Below are 19,291 nucleotides of genomic sequence, written 5' to 3' on the forward strand. Positions count from 1 at the left end.
ATTGCATGAAACTCCTTCTTGAGAAAGGTTTTAATTTCGGAATATTCTGTTGACCATTATAACATATCCAATTTACAATTTAATTGTAGTGTTCTTTCACAATTAAACTACTTAGAATACACTTCATTTATTTGAAAACAATTACAAATAGAGGTGCTAAAATGAAAACTAGAGTAAATCCAGAATTATTACAAGGGTTAGAGATGTTTCCGGATCTCGATTTATGCCCGGAAAACTTGCAATCAATCAGAGAAGGAATAGCTCAAATGAGACCACCTACCGTTGTTGATGACTCCCTTTCTTTATCAGATAAAGTCATTGTTGGACCTGATGATAATCCGTTACGATTAAGAATTTATCGTCCAAAATCCAATCATGAATTTTTACCTGTCTTATTATGGATACATGGTGGTGGTTATATCTTAGGGTCTATAGATGATAACGATGATACTTGTATGAGGTTTGCAAAAGAAGCTGGCTGTGTGGTCGTGTCTGTAGACTACCGCTTAGCACCTGAACACCCTTACCCAGCACCAATTGAGGATTGTTATTCAGCTTTAAAATGGATTGCTGATAATGCAAAGTCATTAAACATTGATTCGACTCGAATTGGGGTTGCAGGAGTAAGTGCTGGCGGTGGACTAACAGCAGCATTATCATTATTAGCACGAGATCGAAAATATCCTTCAATTTGTTTACAAATGCCACTATATCCAATGATTGATGACCGAAATAATACACCTTCAGCGAATGAAATTAAAGAGGGATTTGTTTGGAACCAAAAGGCAAATGAAGCTGGCTGGAAAATGTATTTAGGAGGAATGTATGGAACGGATCAAATTCCTGCCTATGCAGCGCCTTCTCGAGCTGAGGATTATAGTGACTTACCGTATACTTACACATTTGTTGGTCAATTAGATCCATTCCGAAGCGAAACATTAACCTATGTAAGCAAACTAGCGCAAGCTGGTGTTGATGTCGAGTTTCATTTATATCCAAATGCCTATCACTGGTTTGAAGGGTTAAATCCAAATGCCGATGTATCTATTTATGCTGTGAACGAAATAGTACAAGCAATAAAAACTGGGTTCAAAAGAGTATCTAAGGTTGAGGCTTAATCCCATTACAAGAGAAACACTCATAAATAGTATACATTTGTGAGTGTTATTATCATTTAAACATAATAGCCGATTCTCATTTGAAATCGGCTATTAATATGTAAAATTCACCTAATATATCAAGGTTGAGAAACAGATATAAGATGTTTAGGCGATGTGTTTATTTCCTCTGCCAATGCTTTTATGTTCATCATGATTTGAAGTATTTCTTCTTTTGTTGTCCTTGGGTTGATAGAGCAAAGTCGAATTACTACTTTTTCTTTTAATTTAGTCGTACTTAGCATAGCAAATCCTCTTTGATTAATTTCTTCCACCAATTTTTTGTTTATTTCATGAATTGCATCTGTAGATGTTAGCTCACATGGAATATAACGAAAAGTAACAATTCCTAATTGGGCGGGTGTTACTATTTCCCAATCTTTTTCTTTCCTTAAAAACTCTTCAACTTGTTCAGCTAGCATAATGCCATGATCTATTGCCTCACGAAAAGCTGTAACTCCGAATGCTTTAAAAGAAAGCCATACCTTTAATGCTCTAAATCTACGAGAAAGTTCAATTCCACGTTCCCCAAAATTCACTTTTTCTTCTATATTAGTTTCCGTATCCCTAATATACTCTGGGATCATACGGAACGTTTCACTTAAATATTGACTATTTCGAATGAGTACACAACCAACATCATAAGGCTGAAAAAGCCATTTATGCGGGTCTAACGTCAAAGAATCAACACGATGAATTCCTCTTAATAACTCTCTTCCTTTTTCGCTCAGAATTGCTGCAGCCCCATAAGCGCCATCCGCGTGTAGCCATACATCTTCATCACCACATAGATCAGCCAATTCATCGAGGGAGTCCACCGCTCCGCAATTCGTTGTCCCTGCATTCGCAATAATACAGAATGGTTTTTTCCCTTTTAATCGATCTTCTTTTATTTGCTTTCTTAAAGTACTAACTGAAATTTTCAAATCTTCATCTGTCTCAATTCGGCAAATTTGATGCTGTTTAAAACCTAATACTTTAAGTGCTCGATCTACAGAAAAATGAGTTTGGTTAGAAAAATAAACAACCGCATTTTCTATGTCATTATTCAACTTGATCTGTCTCGCTACAGTAAGTGCAGTCAAATTAGCCATGGAACCGCCACTGACAAATAGTCCTTCAGCTGAATCAGGGAATCCTAGCATTGATTTTAACCAGTTGATTGTTGTTAATTCAATTTGTTCAGCACCTGCACCTACTATCCAAGCTGTAGGAAATACATTAAAACCACTTGCTAAAAAATCTGCTACTACACCAACATAATTATTAGGACCTGGCACAAAAGCCATAAAATGAGGATGATCCACATGAGTAATTTGATTAAACACATTGTTATTAAGAAAATGAAGTAATTCTTTTGGATTAGATCCGTTTTCCGGAATCGTTTCAATTAGCTTGTCTCTAAAAATATTACTATCAATCGTTTCCGAAACTGGTTTACTTTTTAAATGATTCATATGATCAACAATCAAGTCAACCGCTTGATATCCTAACTGACGCATCTCTTCGGCTGATAACTGCAAGTTTTTTGTCATTTGGTTTACTCCTATTCTATTTAAAAAGGCGAGTTCTTGCTCGCCTTTTCATTTTTTATAATTTGTAATCATCGATTGCCTGTATGGGATTTTGAAGAATAATATTGATTAACTGATGCATGTGATTCAATATTTCTTGTATTTTCGCCGCTTCATATACGGTTTGATCATATCCAAACTTTATTGTAAGTTTCTCTTCAGGGAAGCACATAATTCCATACTTTACATGTGGCTCATCGACAACTTCGTAATCTGTGATGGCAAAATGTCTGTTTTCATTTGAAGAAAAGATTGCTGGATTAGTTGGATAGTTTTCAAAAACCCAAAGATGGTCAGTCAACTCAGTTTTTAATTCACTTTGCTTTTGTATATCAACAAATGAATAGTATGCATACTCATTACATTTCAATGTTTCTAGTTGTACTTTTTGCAGGAGGTCCACAAAAGATTGCATTTCTGTCCATGCTAATCGGATAGGCAAAACATTTGTGAACAGACCGAACATATTTTCAATTCCTTCTACTTCGGGAGGTCTGACTGATACTAGATTAGGCAATACTACTTCTCTCGTTCCGTTGAATTTGCCAAGTAATATTCCCCATACAGCTAGTAGTGCTGTATTCATAGTTATATTGTTTTTAGTTACAAATGTCTGTAACTGATTAGTCAAATCCTTGTCTAATGTTAAATCCATAAAAGTGAAGTTTAACCCTTCACTTTGAGTTGGGACTTTCTTTTTAGGAATACTAATTTTCCGATTGTATCCTGATAAATAATCCCTCCAAAAATGACGTGCTTTCTCATGATCTTGTGCCAAAGTCCAGTCTATGAATGTTTCAAAAGGTTTTACCATAGGTAACTCCGCCGTAGTTCCCGCATTTGTTGTTTCATAGAGCTGGAATAATTCGTCTATCAAAATGCTGACACTCCAACCATCACATAATAGATGATGGGAACTCCAAATTACCTTATGCTCGTTATTACCTATTTGGAATATACAGAGACGTGTCATAAGTTCATCATTTTTGAATCCTCGGCTTAAATTTTCATTCATCCACTGTTTTAGGAATTCTTGCTGTTCTTGTTTCGTCATCTCAATCAAGTTTTTTATTTCTGAATTTATTTGAACATCATATAGAACAGCTTGCCAAGGTTTTGCTTGTTCATCTTGCACAATTATTGTTCTTAAAGAATCATGACGATCAACTAATTGTTGGAAACACTGAATAAAGAGTTTAATATCCAGCTCCCCCTCAAGTGCCCAAATTGTTTGTTCAAAATATGCATTTGTATCAGGTTCATTCGTAGCATGTTCATAAATAACTTCTTGGAAAGGTGCTAACGGGTAAATACGTTCTATTTTTATATCCGGCATTTTTTCTTGTATTTTGGTAAGAGTTTGTTGATTAAGTTGTTTATCTTTAACATTTAGTAATGTAGCTTTATTATCGTTCATTATGTTTACATCATTTGTTTGTGAACTTGAAAAATGGTCTAGCTTTTTAACAAATTGAACCATGTCTCTTAATATAGGAAATGAAAATAGATTTTTTGGTTCAAGCTCAAATCCTTGTCGATACAGTCTGACGGACACTTGAATCGCTTTTATCGAATCTCCACCTAAGGCGAAGAAATGATCATTTACTCCAACTTGATCTATTTTGAGTACTTCTTGCCAAATACTAGTTAATATTTTTTCCATTTCAGTTTTTGGAGCAATAAATATTTCATTTTTTTGTTTCTCTGGAGTAGGGAGCGCTTTTCTATCTAATTTACCGTTTGGAGTCAAGGGTAATTGGTCCAAAGAAACAAAATAAGAAGGAATCATGTAATCTGGCAAGTGATCTTGCAAATACTTTCGTAGTTCTGTTGTACTAATATTTTGCTCAGTTACCACATATGCAACTAAAAATTTTATTCCGTTCTCATCTGTTTGATCAATTACGACAGCATGTTCGACTTGTTTATAAGTTAGAAGACAATGAGAGATTTCTTCTAACTCTACTCGATATCCTTGAATTTTCACTTGATAATCTTGGCGGCCTAAAAATTCAATATATCCCTCAGAATGCATTTTTCCACAATCTCCTGTTTTGTATATAAGACCAAAATCAGGATGTGACACAAACGCTTCATTTGTTTTCTTTTCATCATTTAAATATCCTTTAGCAAGGCCCACTCCCCCGATATATAAATCCCCAATTACACCAACAGGGCACATTTTCTTTTCATAGTTCAACACATAATACGTTTGGTTTGCCAAGGGCATCCCGTATGGAATACTATTCCAATGTGATTCCACCTGTTTGACCGGATAATAAATTGACCAAATCGATGCTTCTGTTGCTCCTCCTAGTGAAACTACTTCTGCAATCGGAAAATGTCGTTTTATTTTTTCTGGTAAAGAAAGTGGAATCCAATCTCCACTATGTAAAACTAAACGCAAAGAAGAATGTTCAAAATGAGAACCTACTTGATCCAATGCCAAATCCATGATTGCAGGCACTGTATTCCAAATTGTAACCCCTCTACGCTCGACGGTACGGATTAATTCTTGCATGTCTCTTGGATCACGAATCATTACCAACATTGCACCTGTGCTTAACGTTCCGAAAATATCGTATACAGATAGGTCAAAACACATGGAAGAGATACCAATAATACGATCATCTTCATTTACCTCGTATTTTTGATTTATGTCTTGAATAGTATTTGTAACCGCTTGGTGAGTAATAATTACTCCTTTTGGTTTCCCTGTACTTCCTGAAGTGTATATAATATAGGCAATATCTTCTGGACCAGCAATAGCGGGCATATCTTCTGTTGTATAAAATGACAAATGATTTTCTTCATAAAGACTAGGTTCTAATAAAAGTTTGCATGAGCTATTTTTTAAAATATATGTTTGGCGATCTAAAGGATGATCGGGATCAATCGGAATATAAGCGGCACCTGCTTTTAAAATACCTAACATATTAACAATTGTGTCAACTTGCCTTTTTGCTAAAAGACCCACTTTGTCACCTAGACCAATGCCTTGCTCTTTTAAGAAGTGGGCAATTTGATTGGAGCGTTTATGAAGTTCTGAGTATGTTAACCATTCTTGTTCAAATACCACTGCCACTTCATCCGGTGTACGTTTTACTTGGTCTGTAAATAATTGATACAGAGTAGTTGAAGGTATTTTTTCTGTTGTTTCATTGTATTGCTCAATTAAAGTTTGATCCGATTCTTTCATCTGCAAAGATGTTATATCGCTTTGTTTCACCAATTGTTCCAATAAGTCAACAAATTGGGAAAACATTGCTTCTATCACATCAACATCAAACAACTCTTCAACATAGTTCCAGCTAATTAATAACTCTCCATTTTTTTCAATTACTACATTATCCAAATACACTTGTGGAGTCCGAGCATGAATATAGCGAAGAGAACCAAGTTGTTCCCAAGAGAAAGCACCTGCACCTGCTAACATCGAGGTGAAAACGATTGGCATAACTGCTTTTGGCGTCATTTGATGATATCGAGTAAAATCTCGAATAAAGTTAACTCCATCGTAATGACGATGTTCAAGGCCATCTAATAAAGTAGATTGCGTTTCTTTTACTCTAGTAAAGAAAGTTTGCTCTGGTTTTACATCAACATCCAACAAAATAAGCGATGTGAAATCTCCCACAATCTGTTCTACTTCATCATGAACAGGATAACGGTTAAATACAGTCAAATTAATTGCCAATTTACGTTGATTACTCCAATATGCCAACACATCACCATATATTGTACAAAGTAGAGCGGAAGGAGTTACCTCTTTCTCTTGTGCTAACTTTCGTAGCTTTGTCCATTTTTCATTGTCCAGGATCTTAGTAAGTGATTTGAATTTAGGAGTAGCAATCTCTGCTGGATCCTTTTTTAACAGCAAAGAAGGTGCAAACGGAAAGTCAGTAAGCTTACTTGTCCAATAATTTTTTGCTGTTTTATATTCTTCGCTTTGTTCCATTTCATCATAGATAAACATGTAATCTTGAAAATCAAAAGATAGAGATTCTAATTTTTGATTGGGTTTATAATAATAATGTAACAAATCCTGTCCAACAATGTTCATGCTTGCTCCGTCCATTAATAAAGCATCGTATCGAAAACATAATAAATACGTGTCTTCTTTTAAAAGAAAGGCTTTTAATTCAAACAAAGGCCATTGCCCCAAAGGGAATACATGGTTAGTCATTCGAGAACGCTCTTCTTGTAAGCGAGCATTTTGATTCCTATCATCTAAATCTATGAGACTCACTATCTCAATCTCGTAATCAGGAACGCTTTGTAATATTTGTTGTTTTCCCTCTGGTAAAATTACAGCTCGCAACATTGGATGACGATGGATTACCTTTTGAAAACTTTTTGAAAGACGATTGATATCCAATGCTGTTTCATATTCAAAATATGTTTGAGGTGAAATACCACTTAATTCAAACTGTGAATTCCGTCCTAACATATACGCTGTCTGAACTTCTGTTAAGGAAAATGGCTTAGACAAATCTTTAACATGAGTTGGTCTACTTTCAAGGTTTTCCTCTTTATGCTCTAACTTTACACAAGAACTCAGTTGAGCGATTGTAGGGTGCTTAAAAAAATCTGTTGTACTTATTTTTAAGCAGTCTTTTCTTAATAAATTAATTACCTGAAGTGCTTTAATGGATTCTCCTTTTAATGCAAAAAAATTATCATGAATACCGATGCCCTCAATCTCCATAACTTTTTCCCATGCACGCACTAATTTTTGTTCAATTTCATTGCGCGGGGCAACGTATGGAATTGATACATAATCCATTTGTGTTATATCCAACAACCTTTTTCTATCCACTTTTCCATTTGGATTCAATGGAATCTCTTCTACCTGAATCATTTTTTCAGGAATCATAAACTCAGGTAGTTTATCACTTAAATATTTTCTAATTTCACCAAAAGACACCTTGTTATCCGATACATAGTAGGCAGCCAATAATTTCCTATTTCCATACACTTGATCAACAACGATAGCCTGGTTTATTTCTGGATATTCCCTTAATTGAGTTTCGATTTCTCTTAATTCAATCCGATACCCCCGAATTTTCACTTGATGATCCATTCGACCTAAATATTCAAGTTCTCCATTAGGCAACCAACGAACAAGATCACCCGTATGATACATCATTTCCCCTGCCGTAAAAGGACTCGGTACAAACTTTTCATCTGTCAGTTTATTTTTACCAAGATACCCTCGTGCTACCGCTACGCCAGCAATGCAGAGTTCACCGGGAATTCCAAATGGTTTTAATTGGCCATACTTATTCAATATATAGGAATGATAATTCGGGTTAGGTTTGCCAATCGTAACTTCTTTGGAAGTGCTCAAGTCTTTTACTGTTGCGCAAATGGTTGTTTCTGTGGGACCATAAATATTTAAAATTGTTGCTTCACTGATACAACGAATTTTTTCAACCAAATCAATGGAAAATGCTTCTCCTGCTAATAAAATAGATTTTAAATCTTTTAGAAAATTTGCCCCTTCTGGATCACTCAAAATCACTTCCATTCGCGATGGCGTTGATTCCCATAAATCCACCTTATGTTTTTTGACCAAATGAGCCAATTCTTTTGTTGCAAACTGGTCCTCTGTAGCAATTACTACTTTTGAACCTTGCGTTAAAGGAAGACATATTTCTAATAAGGAAATATCAAAAGATACACTAGCAAGAAACAAGAATGATTGATTAGCCTTTACTTTTTCTCTCATTATATTTAAAAAATGAACTAGCGATTTTTGTTCTATCATTACCCCTTTTGGATTTCCTGTCGATCCTGATGTGTAAATAACATAAGCCAAATCATTAGGATTATGTTCTCGTACTAAATTACTTTCTTCACCTTGGAAAAGATATTCTTTATCAAGATACAGTACTTCACCCGCAAATTGTGGCAATACCTCCTCTGTTCGCTTACTAAGTAAATATTTTGCTTGACTATCTTGTAACATATATTCAATTCGTTCAGTTGGGTAGTTAGGGTCGATTGGTAAATACGCTGCTCCTGCTTTTAAAATCCCCATCATACCAATAATCATTTCTAATGACCGATCTACCATAACGCCAATAATACTTTCTTTTGAAACACCTTTACTTTGAAGAATAGAAGCCAATTGATTCGCTTTCTTATTCAATTCTCTATATGTCAAAGATTGATCATTACAAACAACAGCAATTTGATCTGGAGTTTTTAATACTTGCGCTTCAAACAAATCTTGAAATGATTGAAACAAGTCTATGCCCGTTTGAAAAGTATTCAATCCTTCTAGCAACTCTTTTTCTTCTTCTGCAATAATACAAATATCTTTCACTGTCAAATTCGGTTTTTGTGAAACTTGCTTTAAAACATAACAATACGAATTTGCAAATTGTTGCAAAGAAGAGAATGAATGGGACTTGCAAGAAATTTGAAATTCAAATTCATTATGTATTTCATTCCATTTTCTTCGTATCCATAGGGCTAAATTATTCTCTGCGTATTCTTCTAGCGAATTTTCATTATGTAATCCTTCCATCCCGATTACAATTTGAAAAGGAGTTGAATTGTGTTTAACTAATAATTCAGAGAGCGGATACTCCTGATTTTCATACCCGAATAAAGTCGTTTGTTCAATCTCATTTACTAATTGTTTAAAAGTGTGATGCGGATGGATTTCACTTCCTAAAGGAATCAACTTATTAAGATTCTCACTTTGTTCAAGATTTTTTTCAATTATAGGAATACCAATAGTAATTCTTTCTTGATCTGTATAATGTGCCAAACAAACCCTTAAAGCGGCTTGAAACCAGCTAAATAATAATAAATCTTGAGACTTACTTATTTTTTGTGTACTTTTACTAAACTCTGCATTCACTATGACTTGAACGTACTCACAAGGTGTTTCTTTATTTAGTTGGTAATCGCTATTAAATACAGAAAAATCGAGAACCTCGGAAGATAATTGCTCCTTCCAAAACGCTTCTACTTCTTTATTTTCATGAATCGAACTTCGATCTTTAATGTGCATTTTTATCTTTATCCCCCTAATATTCATTTCTTCTACTTGTTAATTTTCAAGCCAACTTCAAGCCCATGGAGAAACACTTGATGGTTATCCAAACATAAAAATTGCTGAATCTCTTCAAATTTCATATGACCAACTGAACAAACCCCTAAATTTAATGTCTCAGCAACCATATTTAAGGTAGCAGTGATAATACCTGACTCAATACAAGCAAATAAATATCCATCTGAACCGTATTTCGGGATGGAAGCGTTCGCATTATAAACCAAATAAACTGAGAAGGCAGATTGAGTAAATAAATCCTGATTAATTAACTCATGATCACTTTTGATTACTTGATCAATGTTGTTTACAATCACAAGACTATTTTTTGATGGGTTATAATAATAAAATCCAGCTTTCATACCCCCTATACGTTTTGGTTTTACATAAACAAAGATATCAATGGGATAGAGCCCGCCTGCACTTGCGTAATGATAGTATATTTTTTCTTCCCTAACCTGTTTTAGAGTTGATATAAGTTGAGAAAATTGTGAAAAACTAATATGTTTTTCCACATCAAATTGACGACAAGACCTACGTTCCTTGATTAAAGTGGGTAGCTCATCTGTTGTTTCAAGTTGAATTTCGGTTGACCGTGCAGCAATGTGCGTACGATTTAATTGTTCACTCATATACTTATCTAACTCTTCTTTAGAAAAGCGAATCTGGTCGCTATATGGATTTGGAAAAATATTTTCTTGTGAAGAAAATACTTCTCTTGGGTGTAATATGTTACTTACTAACACACGATTTTTTATCATAAGCTCTATGTTTTTTTGTGTCTCTTCTACATTTCCTAACGAAAAGCGTTCTACTAGTTCACTAATTTTCACACCTTTTTGAGCCATAAAATAAAAATCAGGAAACCACTCAGACAGAATACCTGTAAATCTCATTTCTCCTATCAAAACCTCATTATGCAACTTCTCCCAATGCTTAATAGGAGACCAGTAATAAATTTTCTCGCTCATATAACCCTCCATAAACGTTTAACTTATTTTTGAAATGCAATTTTCTAATCTACAAAAAATATTTTTTAGATTCTGATCCTTGTCTCATAGTGATTATAAATACATACACTTCAATGAAACTTGAAAATAATGAAATAACTTTTTCTTCATTAAAATTTTTTATTTCATTGTAAAAAATGATTTTTCTTTGGATATTTCACATCCTTTCCCATAGTAATCCTATAAGGTATAAACCATTTAGAACATTGGGAATATTCATGTATTTCCAATGTGAAATTATTGTAATGGATTGGAGAGCAGTTGAATATAGTTATTAAATCAAATAATGTTGAGAAAGTTTTATTTATTATATTGATAAAATTTTATGATGTAATTTATTACAAATAGATTAAGAAAAGAGTTTTAAATTTTTCTTAATCAGTTAGTGTGAAAATATCACATACTATTACATACAATTGAGTTACTTACATTTCATATTCAAAATAGAGAAAAGACACCTTGGATGGTGTCTTTTCTCTATTTTAATTCCATATACTTTTTACGCATTTGTTATTTTTAAACGATTTGTAGGAATTAATACAACTCTAATATCTAACTTTTTGTATGTTCTAATATACAATAAAAATTATGTAAATTACGAATGTATTTCAGATAATTTTATAAATAAACTCAAAGATATCTTCTCCCCTACTGTCACGATAGCAATAATCTATTGCTTATTTCTTTTATTAAATTGTAATATAATTACAGTATGTGAAATTATATTACATTAACTTTAAAAGCGAAGTGAGAACAACCTTCACTTCGCTTTTTTCATTTGCAATCACTTTGCTCAATTCAGTATTTATTTCCACACTCTTCGCTTTTATTTAATTGGTTTTTCTGATTTTAAAACAATGGAACTTAATGCAGGAACTTTAATTTTATTGTCATGGACAACATAAAGTGGTTTACTTCCCGCCTGCTTCCCGTCTACTAGTACTTTCCAAGGCCCTTTCGATGGAAGTGTTATTTCAACAGCTTCTCTATTTGCATTGTGAGCCACTGTAAAGTATTCATGTTTATTCCACTCTATTGTATAAGCTACAGTATTTTTCGGAGCATCAATAAATGATACATGTGTTTTTATTTGCTCAGCAGATGTCATTCGAAAAGCTGAATACTTTTTGCGTAATTCTATTAAGCCCTTCATATAATCTACTTCATTATTAAATGCTGCACGGCGCAACCAGTCCATCTGGTTAATTGAATCAGGAGATTTGTAACTATTATGATCACCATATTTCGTGCGCATAAACTCTTGTCCTGCATGTAAGAATGGAATACCTTGTGATGTTAATAAAATCGAAGAAGACAATTTGTGCATTTGTTTTCGTACTTCTTCACTGTCACCTGGATTAGTCAACTCAAGTTTATCCCATAATGTATGATTATCATGTGCTTCCACATAAGTTAGCACCTGCTCCGGATCTTGATAAGTAGACGAATTTGTATCGTAGTCAATTCCTGCCGTAATACCTTTTTTAATACGGTCTTCCATGTTTTCCCTTCCACTTACAAACCCATTTTCTTTCTCCTCAAATACACTACCTTTCAATCCATCACGTATATTATCGTTAAAATGGGCAATCCCTTTCATTTTTTCTGCATTCTTTTGATTTGCTTTCAACTCAACTGCAAGGGGTGTATTTAAATCCCAGCCTTCTCCATGCAGTATAATAGAAGGGTCAATTTGATTAACAGCTTTACGTATTTCATTCATTGTTTCATAATCATGAATACCCATTAAATCAAAACGGAATCCGTCTAAATTGTATTCTTTTGCCCAGTATGCTACAGAATCGATCATAAATTTCCTCATCATTTTTCGTTCTGAAGCAGTATCATTTCCTACACCGGTTCCATTAGCAAATATTCCGTCTTCATTGTAACGATAATAATAACCTGGAACTAACTTATGAAAATTAGATTCAGCAGCATTATACATATGGTTATAGACTACATCCATAACAACACGAAGATTATTATCATGCAGTGTTTGAATCATTTGCTTTAATTCAGTGATTCGAACAGTCGGCTCATATGGATTTGTAGAATAGGATCCCTCTGGAACGTTGAAGTTTTTTGGGTCATATCCCCAGTTATACTGTGGTTCATTTAAATTCTCTTCATTTACTGAAGCATAATCAAATATCGGTAAAAGCTGAACGTGTGTAACACCAAGATCTTTCATATGATCAAGTCCTGTTTTCACACCTTCAGGCCCTTTTGTTCCTTTTTCTGTTACTCCTAAATATTTCCCTTTCTGCTTAATGCCACTTTCAGGTTGGATGGAAAGATCGCGTACATGCAATTCATAAATAATAGCATCTTCCGGATTTTTAAATTTTGGCTTTTTGTTTGCTTTCCATTTTTTCGGATTTGTTTCTTCTAAATCAACAACAGCACCTTTATCTCCATTTACAGAAGCAGCACGTGCATACGGATCAACTGCTTCAGTCCACTTATCACCAATTTTCACCTTATATGTATAATAGAGACCTTTTTTGTTCCCTTTAAGTTCTGCTTTCCAAGTGCCCTTTTCACCTTGTTGCATGTTTATTTCAGTACCTATTTTATCGTTCCATTTTTTATATGTAACTAACTTCGCTTCACTCGCAGTAGGAGCCCATACACGGAACTTTGTATGTTGCGGAGTATATACATTACCTAAATCGTTACTTCCATAATAAAATAAATTATCAAACTCCTCACTACGAATGACTTTACCGATTTCAGTATTCGTATCAGCTAAGTTTTCAATTTTAACATTGTATGTCTGTTTTAAATCAACTTTCTGCTCTGTAATTATTTTAACCTTATTAGTAAAATTGCTACTGTTTATATCATAAGGACTAATATTTTTAATTTTAATGCCTTCAATTTCAATTTTCCGTTCCTTAATATTAAAAGGGACATTAGTCGTTACAGTAATTTCATTGAAACTATCAATAGTTGCTTTTTGAATTGATAGTTTCGAAGAAGGCTTAGAGTTATATACTTTTTCATCACCAGAAAGAATCCATACTTCAGCACGACCGTCCTTTATATTTTCAATCCAACGATCGCCACCATCTTTTTCCCACTCATTCGTACGAATGATAAATCCTACACGATTATAGTCACCATCTATATTAATCTTAGCGTACTTTCCAAATTCATCTTCACCAGTAAATTCATATGATTTACCATTTGCATTTTCTCCCCATAACCAAAGGTTCCAGTCTTTTGTATTTCCAGACTGCTCTTTGTAATGAACAATCACTTCAGTTATTTTCGAATTTGAAACTGCCTTTACACTTTGAAACGAGAAAACAGATGATAACATAACGATTATAGTAAGTAATAAAACTGATTTGTTTATTAATCTTTTTATCATTTGCACCACATACACCCCTTCTTTAAATAATACGAGCAATTTATTATGCTTGTACTAAATTACACTGCTTAAATTAATCTAGAAATCTTTATTATTTCACCCCCATGTTGGCTATCTTCACATATGTATTTCAATGATCTTTTAATACGAAAACGTTTGCATTAATGTTTAAAAAAATAGATATGTTTTTGTCTTCATATATTTGTAAATACTAAAAGATCAGGGAAATCATTTTAAAGCAATCGTTTGTTATCGCTTTCATTCTATAGCACTTTCTATCAAGAGGTCAATATATTATTAATTTTCTGTTTTTATATACTGTAAACCTTAAAAATTTGTTTCAACTACTTAAAGATAGAATGCCTACTTATTACTTACTAAGTTTATTTTTACTAATACATTGCTACGTAAAAAAACAGCTAATATCTCTATAATGACATTAGCTGTTTTTTCATAATGTAATAATATATGAATGAAAACTATATTTCTAACTTACTTAATTTTTGCTGCATCAAATGCTTTTTGAACTGCTTGAACTTCAGCTGCATTCGCACCATATTTATTAGTTGCTACTCGAATACATGCTGATCTCAATTCTTTGAAATTAGAAGTCATGTTTAACTCATCTGTATTTGCATAATAGAAAATATCAAACATTTTATCTTCACCAATTCCTTTGACAGTTACTCCGTTATGAGTTCCGCCTTTTGCAATGAGATACGCAACTTTATTAATAATGCTCGAATTAAAATGAACGCCACCTTGATCCCATCCATTAAAATCGTTAAATTCACTGTAATCATCTGGATAAGGTACTCCAAGTGAAGATGGAACAGAAGCCGGGTTTTCCATATCACGGAAGACAGATCCAGTTTGTTCTCCCATCGTCCAGTTAAAGCTTCCATTATTTACGTATTTCTCAATAGATGTTCCCATAATATCAGATAGCGCCTCATTAATCGCACCAGATTCACCGTAATATTCAAGATTAGATTCACTAGAAGTAACAGCATGTGTAAATTCATGGCCAGCTACGTCATATGCCTTGACGATAGGATCTCCATATACAAGCATACTACCATTATTAGCACTTAACGCATTCTGCCAATTTTTCGGATCATTCGTATCTCCAGAATCCCAAGCGTGTACAACTGAAACTACTTTCTGTCCCTTATTATCAAAACTATTACGCTTATATTTCTCTTTATAAAAATCAAATACTTTTGTTGCTAAGTAATGAGCACTTACTGCTTTTGGATCGTTAAATGCTGTCGAAGTACTAGTTGCTAATGTACCAGGATAATAGCTTTCTTCTTTAGTAATATCTCTGTAATTCACATCGTATGTTTCAATTCCTTGCCCCCTTGTATAATCAGCAAGAGCATATTTACCATTACTTTGTTTAGAGATACCAAATGTACGTGATATACCTAAATCATCTTTTCCTGTTCCTGTTAATGATGTAAGACTGCTTTTTTTACTCTTCTTTAATGCTCCAACTAGTTTTTCACTTGCTTTTAAGTTAGATTCTTGTACCATATTTTTTAACATATCGCCATTTTGTGCATTTACTAAATAAGTTCCAGAAACATAGTTTGGTGTTGCAGCTTCAAATGTAACCTGGTATGCATTGCTAGCTTGTCCATTATTTTCATCAACAAAAATAACTTCCTTAACTTCTGGCTCAGAAATAAAATTGATATCGTTCCCGTACTTCTTATAAATATATTGTTTCGCTTCATCTTTTGATAGATTGATAGGTTTTTTCAATTCTTCTTGTTTTAAATTTTGCGCGCTATCACCAGAAACACTTTTAATCACACCGTTATTATCTACGTGTGCAGTTAATTGATGGCCATATACTTCTTTTCCTTCGTATGTTTGCTGTATACGTACAAGTGTAGTCCCATCATATGAACCACGTTTTTGAATAACTTTATAATCTACTCCTGTTTCTCCATTGACTTGCTTTGGTGATAGAACTTGTTCTGTTTTCTCCTTAAGAGCATCTTTTACTACATTCTCTGGTGCCTTTTGTGACGGTTGTGTAAGTTCACCCGAACGGAACGATTCCTCCTGAATTTGAACTTGTAGTTGATCTGTTTCCTCTGCATGCCCTACCCCATATGGTGCTACAGCTGTTAAAGCTAAACCTGTTGTTAATGCTACCTTAGTTAACGTCTTTTTGTTTTTCATTTTTTTCACCTCGTATAATTTTGAAATAGAAAGCTTGTACAAAGTATACTGCCTGTTTCTGTCGAAAAAAAGGGAAAATACACAATTTATGTAACATTATGCAAAATTACATATATGTGGTCGATGATATAAATAAAGAACGACACATATATGTATATTAATTTCAATAAAAAAGAGCTCTTTTAGGCGCTCATCCAATTGGTTAGTTGTTAATTATCTATATTCATTCTAATCAAAGTACCCTTACATCTAAATAACAACATAAAAACCCACTCTTTACTATTTTAAGAGTAGGTTTAATGCTATTAAAATAACAATTATTATAGGACATCTTATAATTTATATTACTTATTTAAACTTATATTTCGGACATGAAGTTGATTTAGGATAAAGATGGATCAAATGAATACTAATGACCTTGATAAATAAGAAAAAGAAAGTGCGTGTTTTGTTTTATGATGTATATAGTATATAAATACTTTAGTGAGACAGCGCATCTACAATTTAGATTTTTTAATATAATGTTGTTATGTATGTCTATAGCTGCATGGATTGTAACATTATGAGATAGCTGAAGTCTCATATGAGTTTCAGACTTTTTTATTTTGTCAAAAACATCTTTAATTTGTCTCCCATTTAAATATAGTAAAGGACACATCTATTGCATGTTATTAGCTCAAGGTATGTTCTTTTAAAGCATATTATAAATATGCATAGTAAGAAATAAAACCAAAATTATTTAAATAAAACATCCCCCGGATTTGTTTAATGATCCAGGGGATGTTTTATCGTTGATTCTTTATATTTCTATACCAATCACAAACTTTTTTAGGATAATGGTATGTCCAAGTTTAATAGTTTTTTGCACGAAAGCTATCTATTTTATATTTATTTAATTATCCTACTAAGTTTTTTGTAAAATTCACCTTTTCTTTTTACATGATTAAACTGATTTGGATTAATATTAGCTTTTTGTGAGAGTGCTACAATCTCTTCTTTTGTAATTGAATCTTTAGTATTTATAGATGCTATATTTGTATATTTTCCATCTTCAGTTTTTGGAATTTCTAAAATCCCTTTATTTACAAGATCCACTACAGCCTTATGCTCTGAAGAATGTGTATTCACGCCAGTAATTTTCCAATTATGCATAACTTTTGGTGTGTATACACCATTCTTTACCTCTTTTAAATATGTAATAGCAAGGTTACGAATGGTTCCACCAGTTTCCCCGAATGCATTCTCTTGTTTAGATGACCAAATTTGTTCAAACTTACGCCCCTCTAAAGCTCCACCTTTTGCCTGAAGAGCCTCCATTCTATATGCATTCATTCCTAGCGTCATAACATCGTTCGTTTTGATTGGTTTATTTGTACGAATAGAACGTAAATTTGTAATTCTACTTCCATATGGTTTTGTTAAGTCAATTTCATATTTTACGCCTCCAAAGAAGTCATTCGTACTGTATTTAGAAGCACGACGGGTTTTATCAAAGCTAACTGTTACATCTCCGGCACGAGATGGGTTAAAGTACCCTGCCGCCCATTCCATATAGTCTTTTAAGTCTTTCCCAGTTACCTTATATACCGTAATTTCTCCCAAAGCATATTGATAATTATACGCAATATCTTTTTTCTTAATAGGACCTACATCCAAACGAGCATTATCGTTATCAATTTGATGGGCTACTACATCTGCTTTGCTGTAGTAGAGCATGACTTCATGAAAGAAATCTGATAAAGGTGTCTCTTGAATCTGCACACTTGGAATACCCTTTATTTCATTTTCAGGAACAAGGTTTCTACCCTTTAATTGAGCGACTACAACATTTGCATCTCCCCTCGCATACTCGTGAAAAGGTGTCAGTGTGTCTTCAAGTGTAGGATCAGATACTACTGTTGTTCCATCAGTATTTTTTACAGGTATAGCTGTAGCAGTTTTATCTTTTAAAACCAGCTTTCCATCTTGTTTTGTAAAAGTAAGGTCAATACGCGAGATATGTGTTCCATATTTATCTGGTTCTGTAATAATAACGCCATTTAAAACTTCTTTTTTAACAAGTTTATGCATATGAGCTGCAAAAATAGCACTTAGTTCCGGACAAGCATTCGCAATATCTTGAACACCAGTACCAGGGATCCCATTCTCATTTTCTAATCCCATATGCATAACGCCTACCATTACATCTACTTTACCTTCTAATTCTTTAATGGCCTTCTTTGTCTCTTCTACTGGATTTTTCACTACCAAACCATCCAAATGATCTGTCCCTTTTTCAAAATCACTAATCATTGGTGTATTCATACCAATAATCCCGACTTTAATTCCACCTTTTTCAACAATTGTATATGCAGGAAGAAAACGCTCTCCATTTTCCTTATAAATATTTCCTGCTAACGTCTTTCCCTTATATTGCTCACTAACTTTTTTCAATGTATCTAATCCAAAGTTGAATTCATGATTTCCAAATGCCCAGGCGTCATATCCCATTGTATTCATCGCTACCATCATTGGCGATTGTGGCTTATCATTGAATAATTCTACTGAGTTTCCTTGAATTGTATCCCCGGCATCTACTAATATGGTATTTGGATTTTCTTGACGTACCTTCTTTATAACCGTATAAAGCTGTGTCAAACTTCCACTCATATTTGCTCCATCAAGTGCATAATCCCAAGGCATAAATCTACCATGAATATCTGCCGTACCTAACAATGTAATATTAACATCAGATTCCTCAGCCTTAGAAATAGCTGGTTTGGCTGTTACTGCTGTTACAAGAAGCATAAGAATAATAAAATAGCATACATAATTCTTCCATTTCATTTTTTGCATAATAACAATATTTCTCCCCTTTTTGTACTGCTATAAAGTTGCTTGAACTTTAAAAATGTAACTTATTATTCGGA

Annotated in this window: 7 protein-coding genes; 1 reads left to right on the forward strand and 6 read right to left on the reverse strand. The window is 33.5% G+C overall.

The window, feature by feature from the left end; translation table 11 throughout:
• Nucleotides 1-161: 161 nt before the first annotated feature.
• Entirely contained in the window at nucleotides 162-1,118 is a 957-nt protein-coding gene (locus ACQVV1_RS02600) for an alpha/beta hydrolase (protein ID WP_309260227.1), read from the forward strand.
• 119 nt (nucleotides 1,119-1,237) lie between these two features.
• Here the strand turns inward: ACQVV1_RS02600 and ACQVV1_RS02605 are convergent, their stop codons facing one another.
• The 6 genes from ACQVV1_RS02605 to ACQVV1_RS02630 form a co-directional block, all read right to left on the reverse strand.
• Nucleotides 1,238-2,692 carry a pyridoxal phosphate-dependent decarboxylase family protein gene (locus tag ACQVV1_RS02605; RefSeq protein ID WP_242253089.1) on the reverse strand — a complete coding sequence of 485 codons (1,455 nt, stop codon included), beginning with the start codon at nucleotides 2,690-2,692 and terminating at the stop codon, nucleotides 1,238-1,240.
• Between the two features lie 55 nt (nucleotides 2,693-2,747).
• Nucleotides 2,748-9,758, reverse strand: coding sequence for an amino acid adenylation domain-containing protein (locus tag ACQVV1_RS02610; protein WP_431168578.1), 7,011 nt, complete (start codon nucleotides 9,756-9,758; stop codon nucleotides 2,748-2,750).
• Nucleotides 9,759-9,790: 32 nt separating this feature from the next.
• The gene (locus tag ACQVV1_RS02615) at nucleotides 9,791-10,768 is read right to left on the reverse strand and encodes a SagB/ThcOx family dehydrogenase (protein ID WP_242253087.1); all 978 of its coding nucleotides are present in this window, start codon (nucleotides 10,766-10,768) and stop codon (nucleotides 9,791-9,793) included.
• Nucleotides 10,769-11,633: 865 nt separating this feature from the next.
• Complete coding sequence (pulA, locus tag ACQVV1_RS02620) at nucleotides 11,634-14,192, reverse strand: type I pullulanase (protein ID WP_431168579.1); 2,559 nt, start codon at nucleotides 14,190-14,192, stop codon at nucleotides 11,634-11,636.
• Between the two features lie 486 nt (nucleotides 14,193-14,678).
• On the reverse strand, nucleotides 14,679-16,382 hold the full coding sequence (locus ACQVV1_RS02625) for a M4 family metallopeptidase (RefSeq protein ID WP_431168581.1): 1,704 nt from the start codon (nucleotides 16,380-16,382) through the stop codon (nucleotides 14,679-14,681).
• A gap of 888 nt (nucleotides 16,383-17,270) precedes the next feature.
• Nucleotides 17,271-19,217, reverse strand: coding sequence for a bifunctional metallophosphatase/5'-nucleotidase (locus ACQVV1_RS02630; RefSeq protein ID WP_242253084.1), 1,947 nt, complete (start codon nucleotides 19,215-19,217; stop codon nucleotides 17,271-17,273).
• Nucleotides 19,218-19,291: the final 74 nt, after the last annotated feature.

It is taken from the genome of Bacillus basilensis (genome assembly GCF_050630465.1).
Taxonomy (GTDB): domain Bacteria; phylum Bacillota; class Bacilli; order Bacillales; family Bacillaceae_G; genus Bacillus_A; species Bacillus_A basilensis.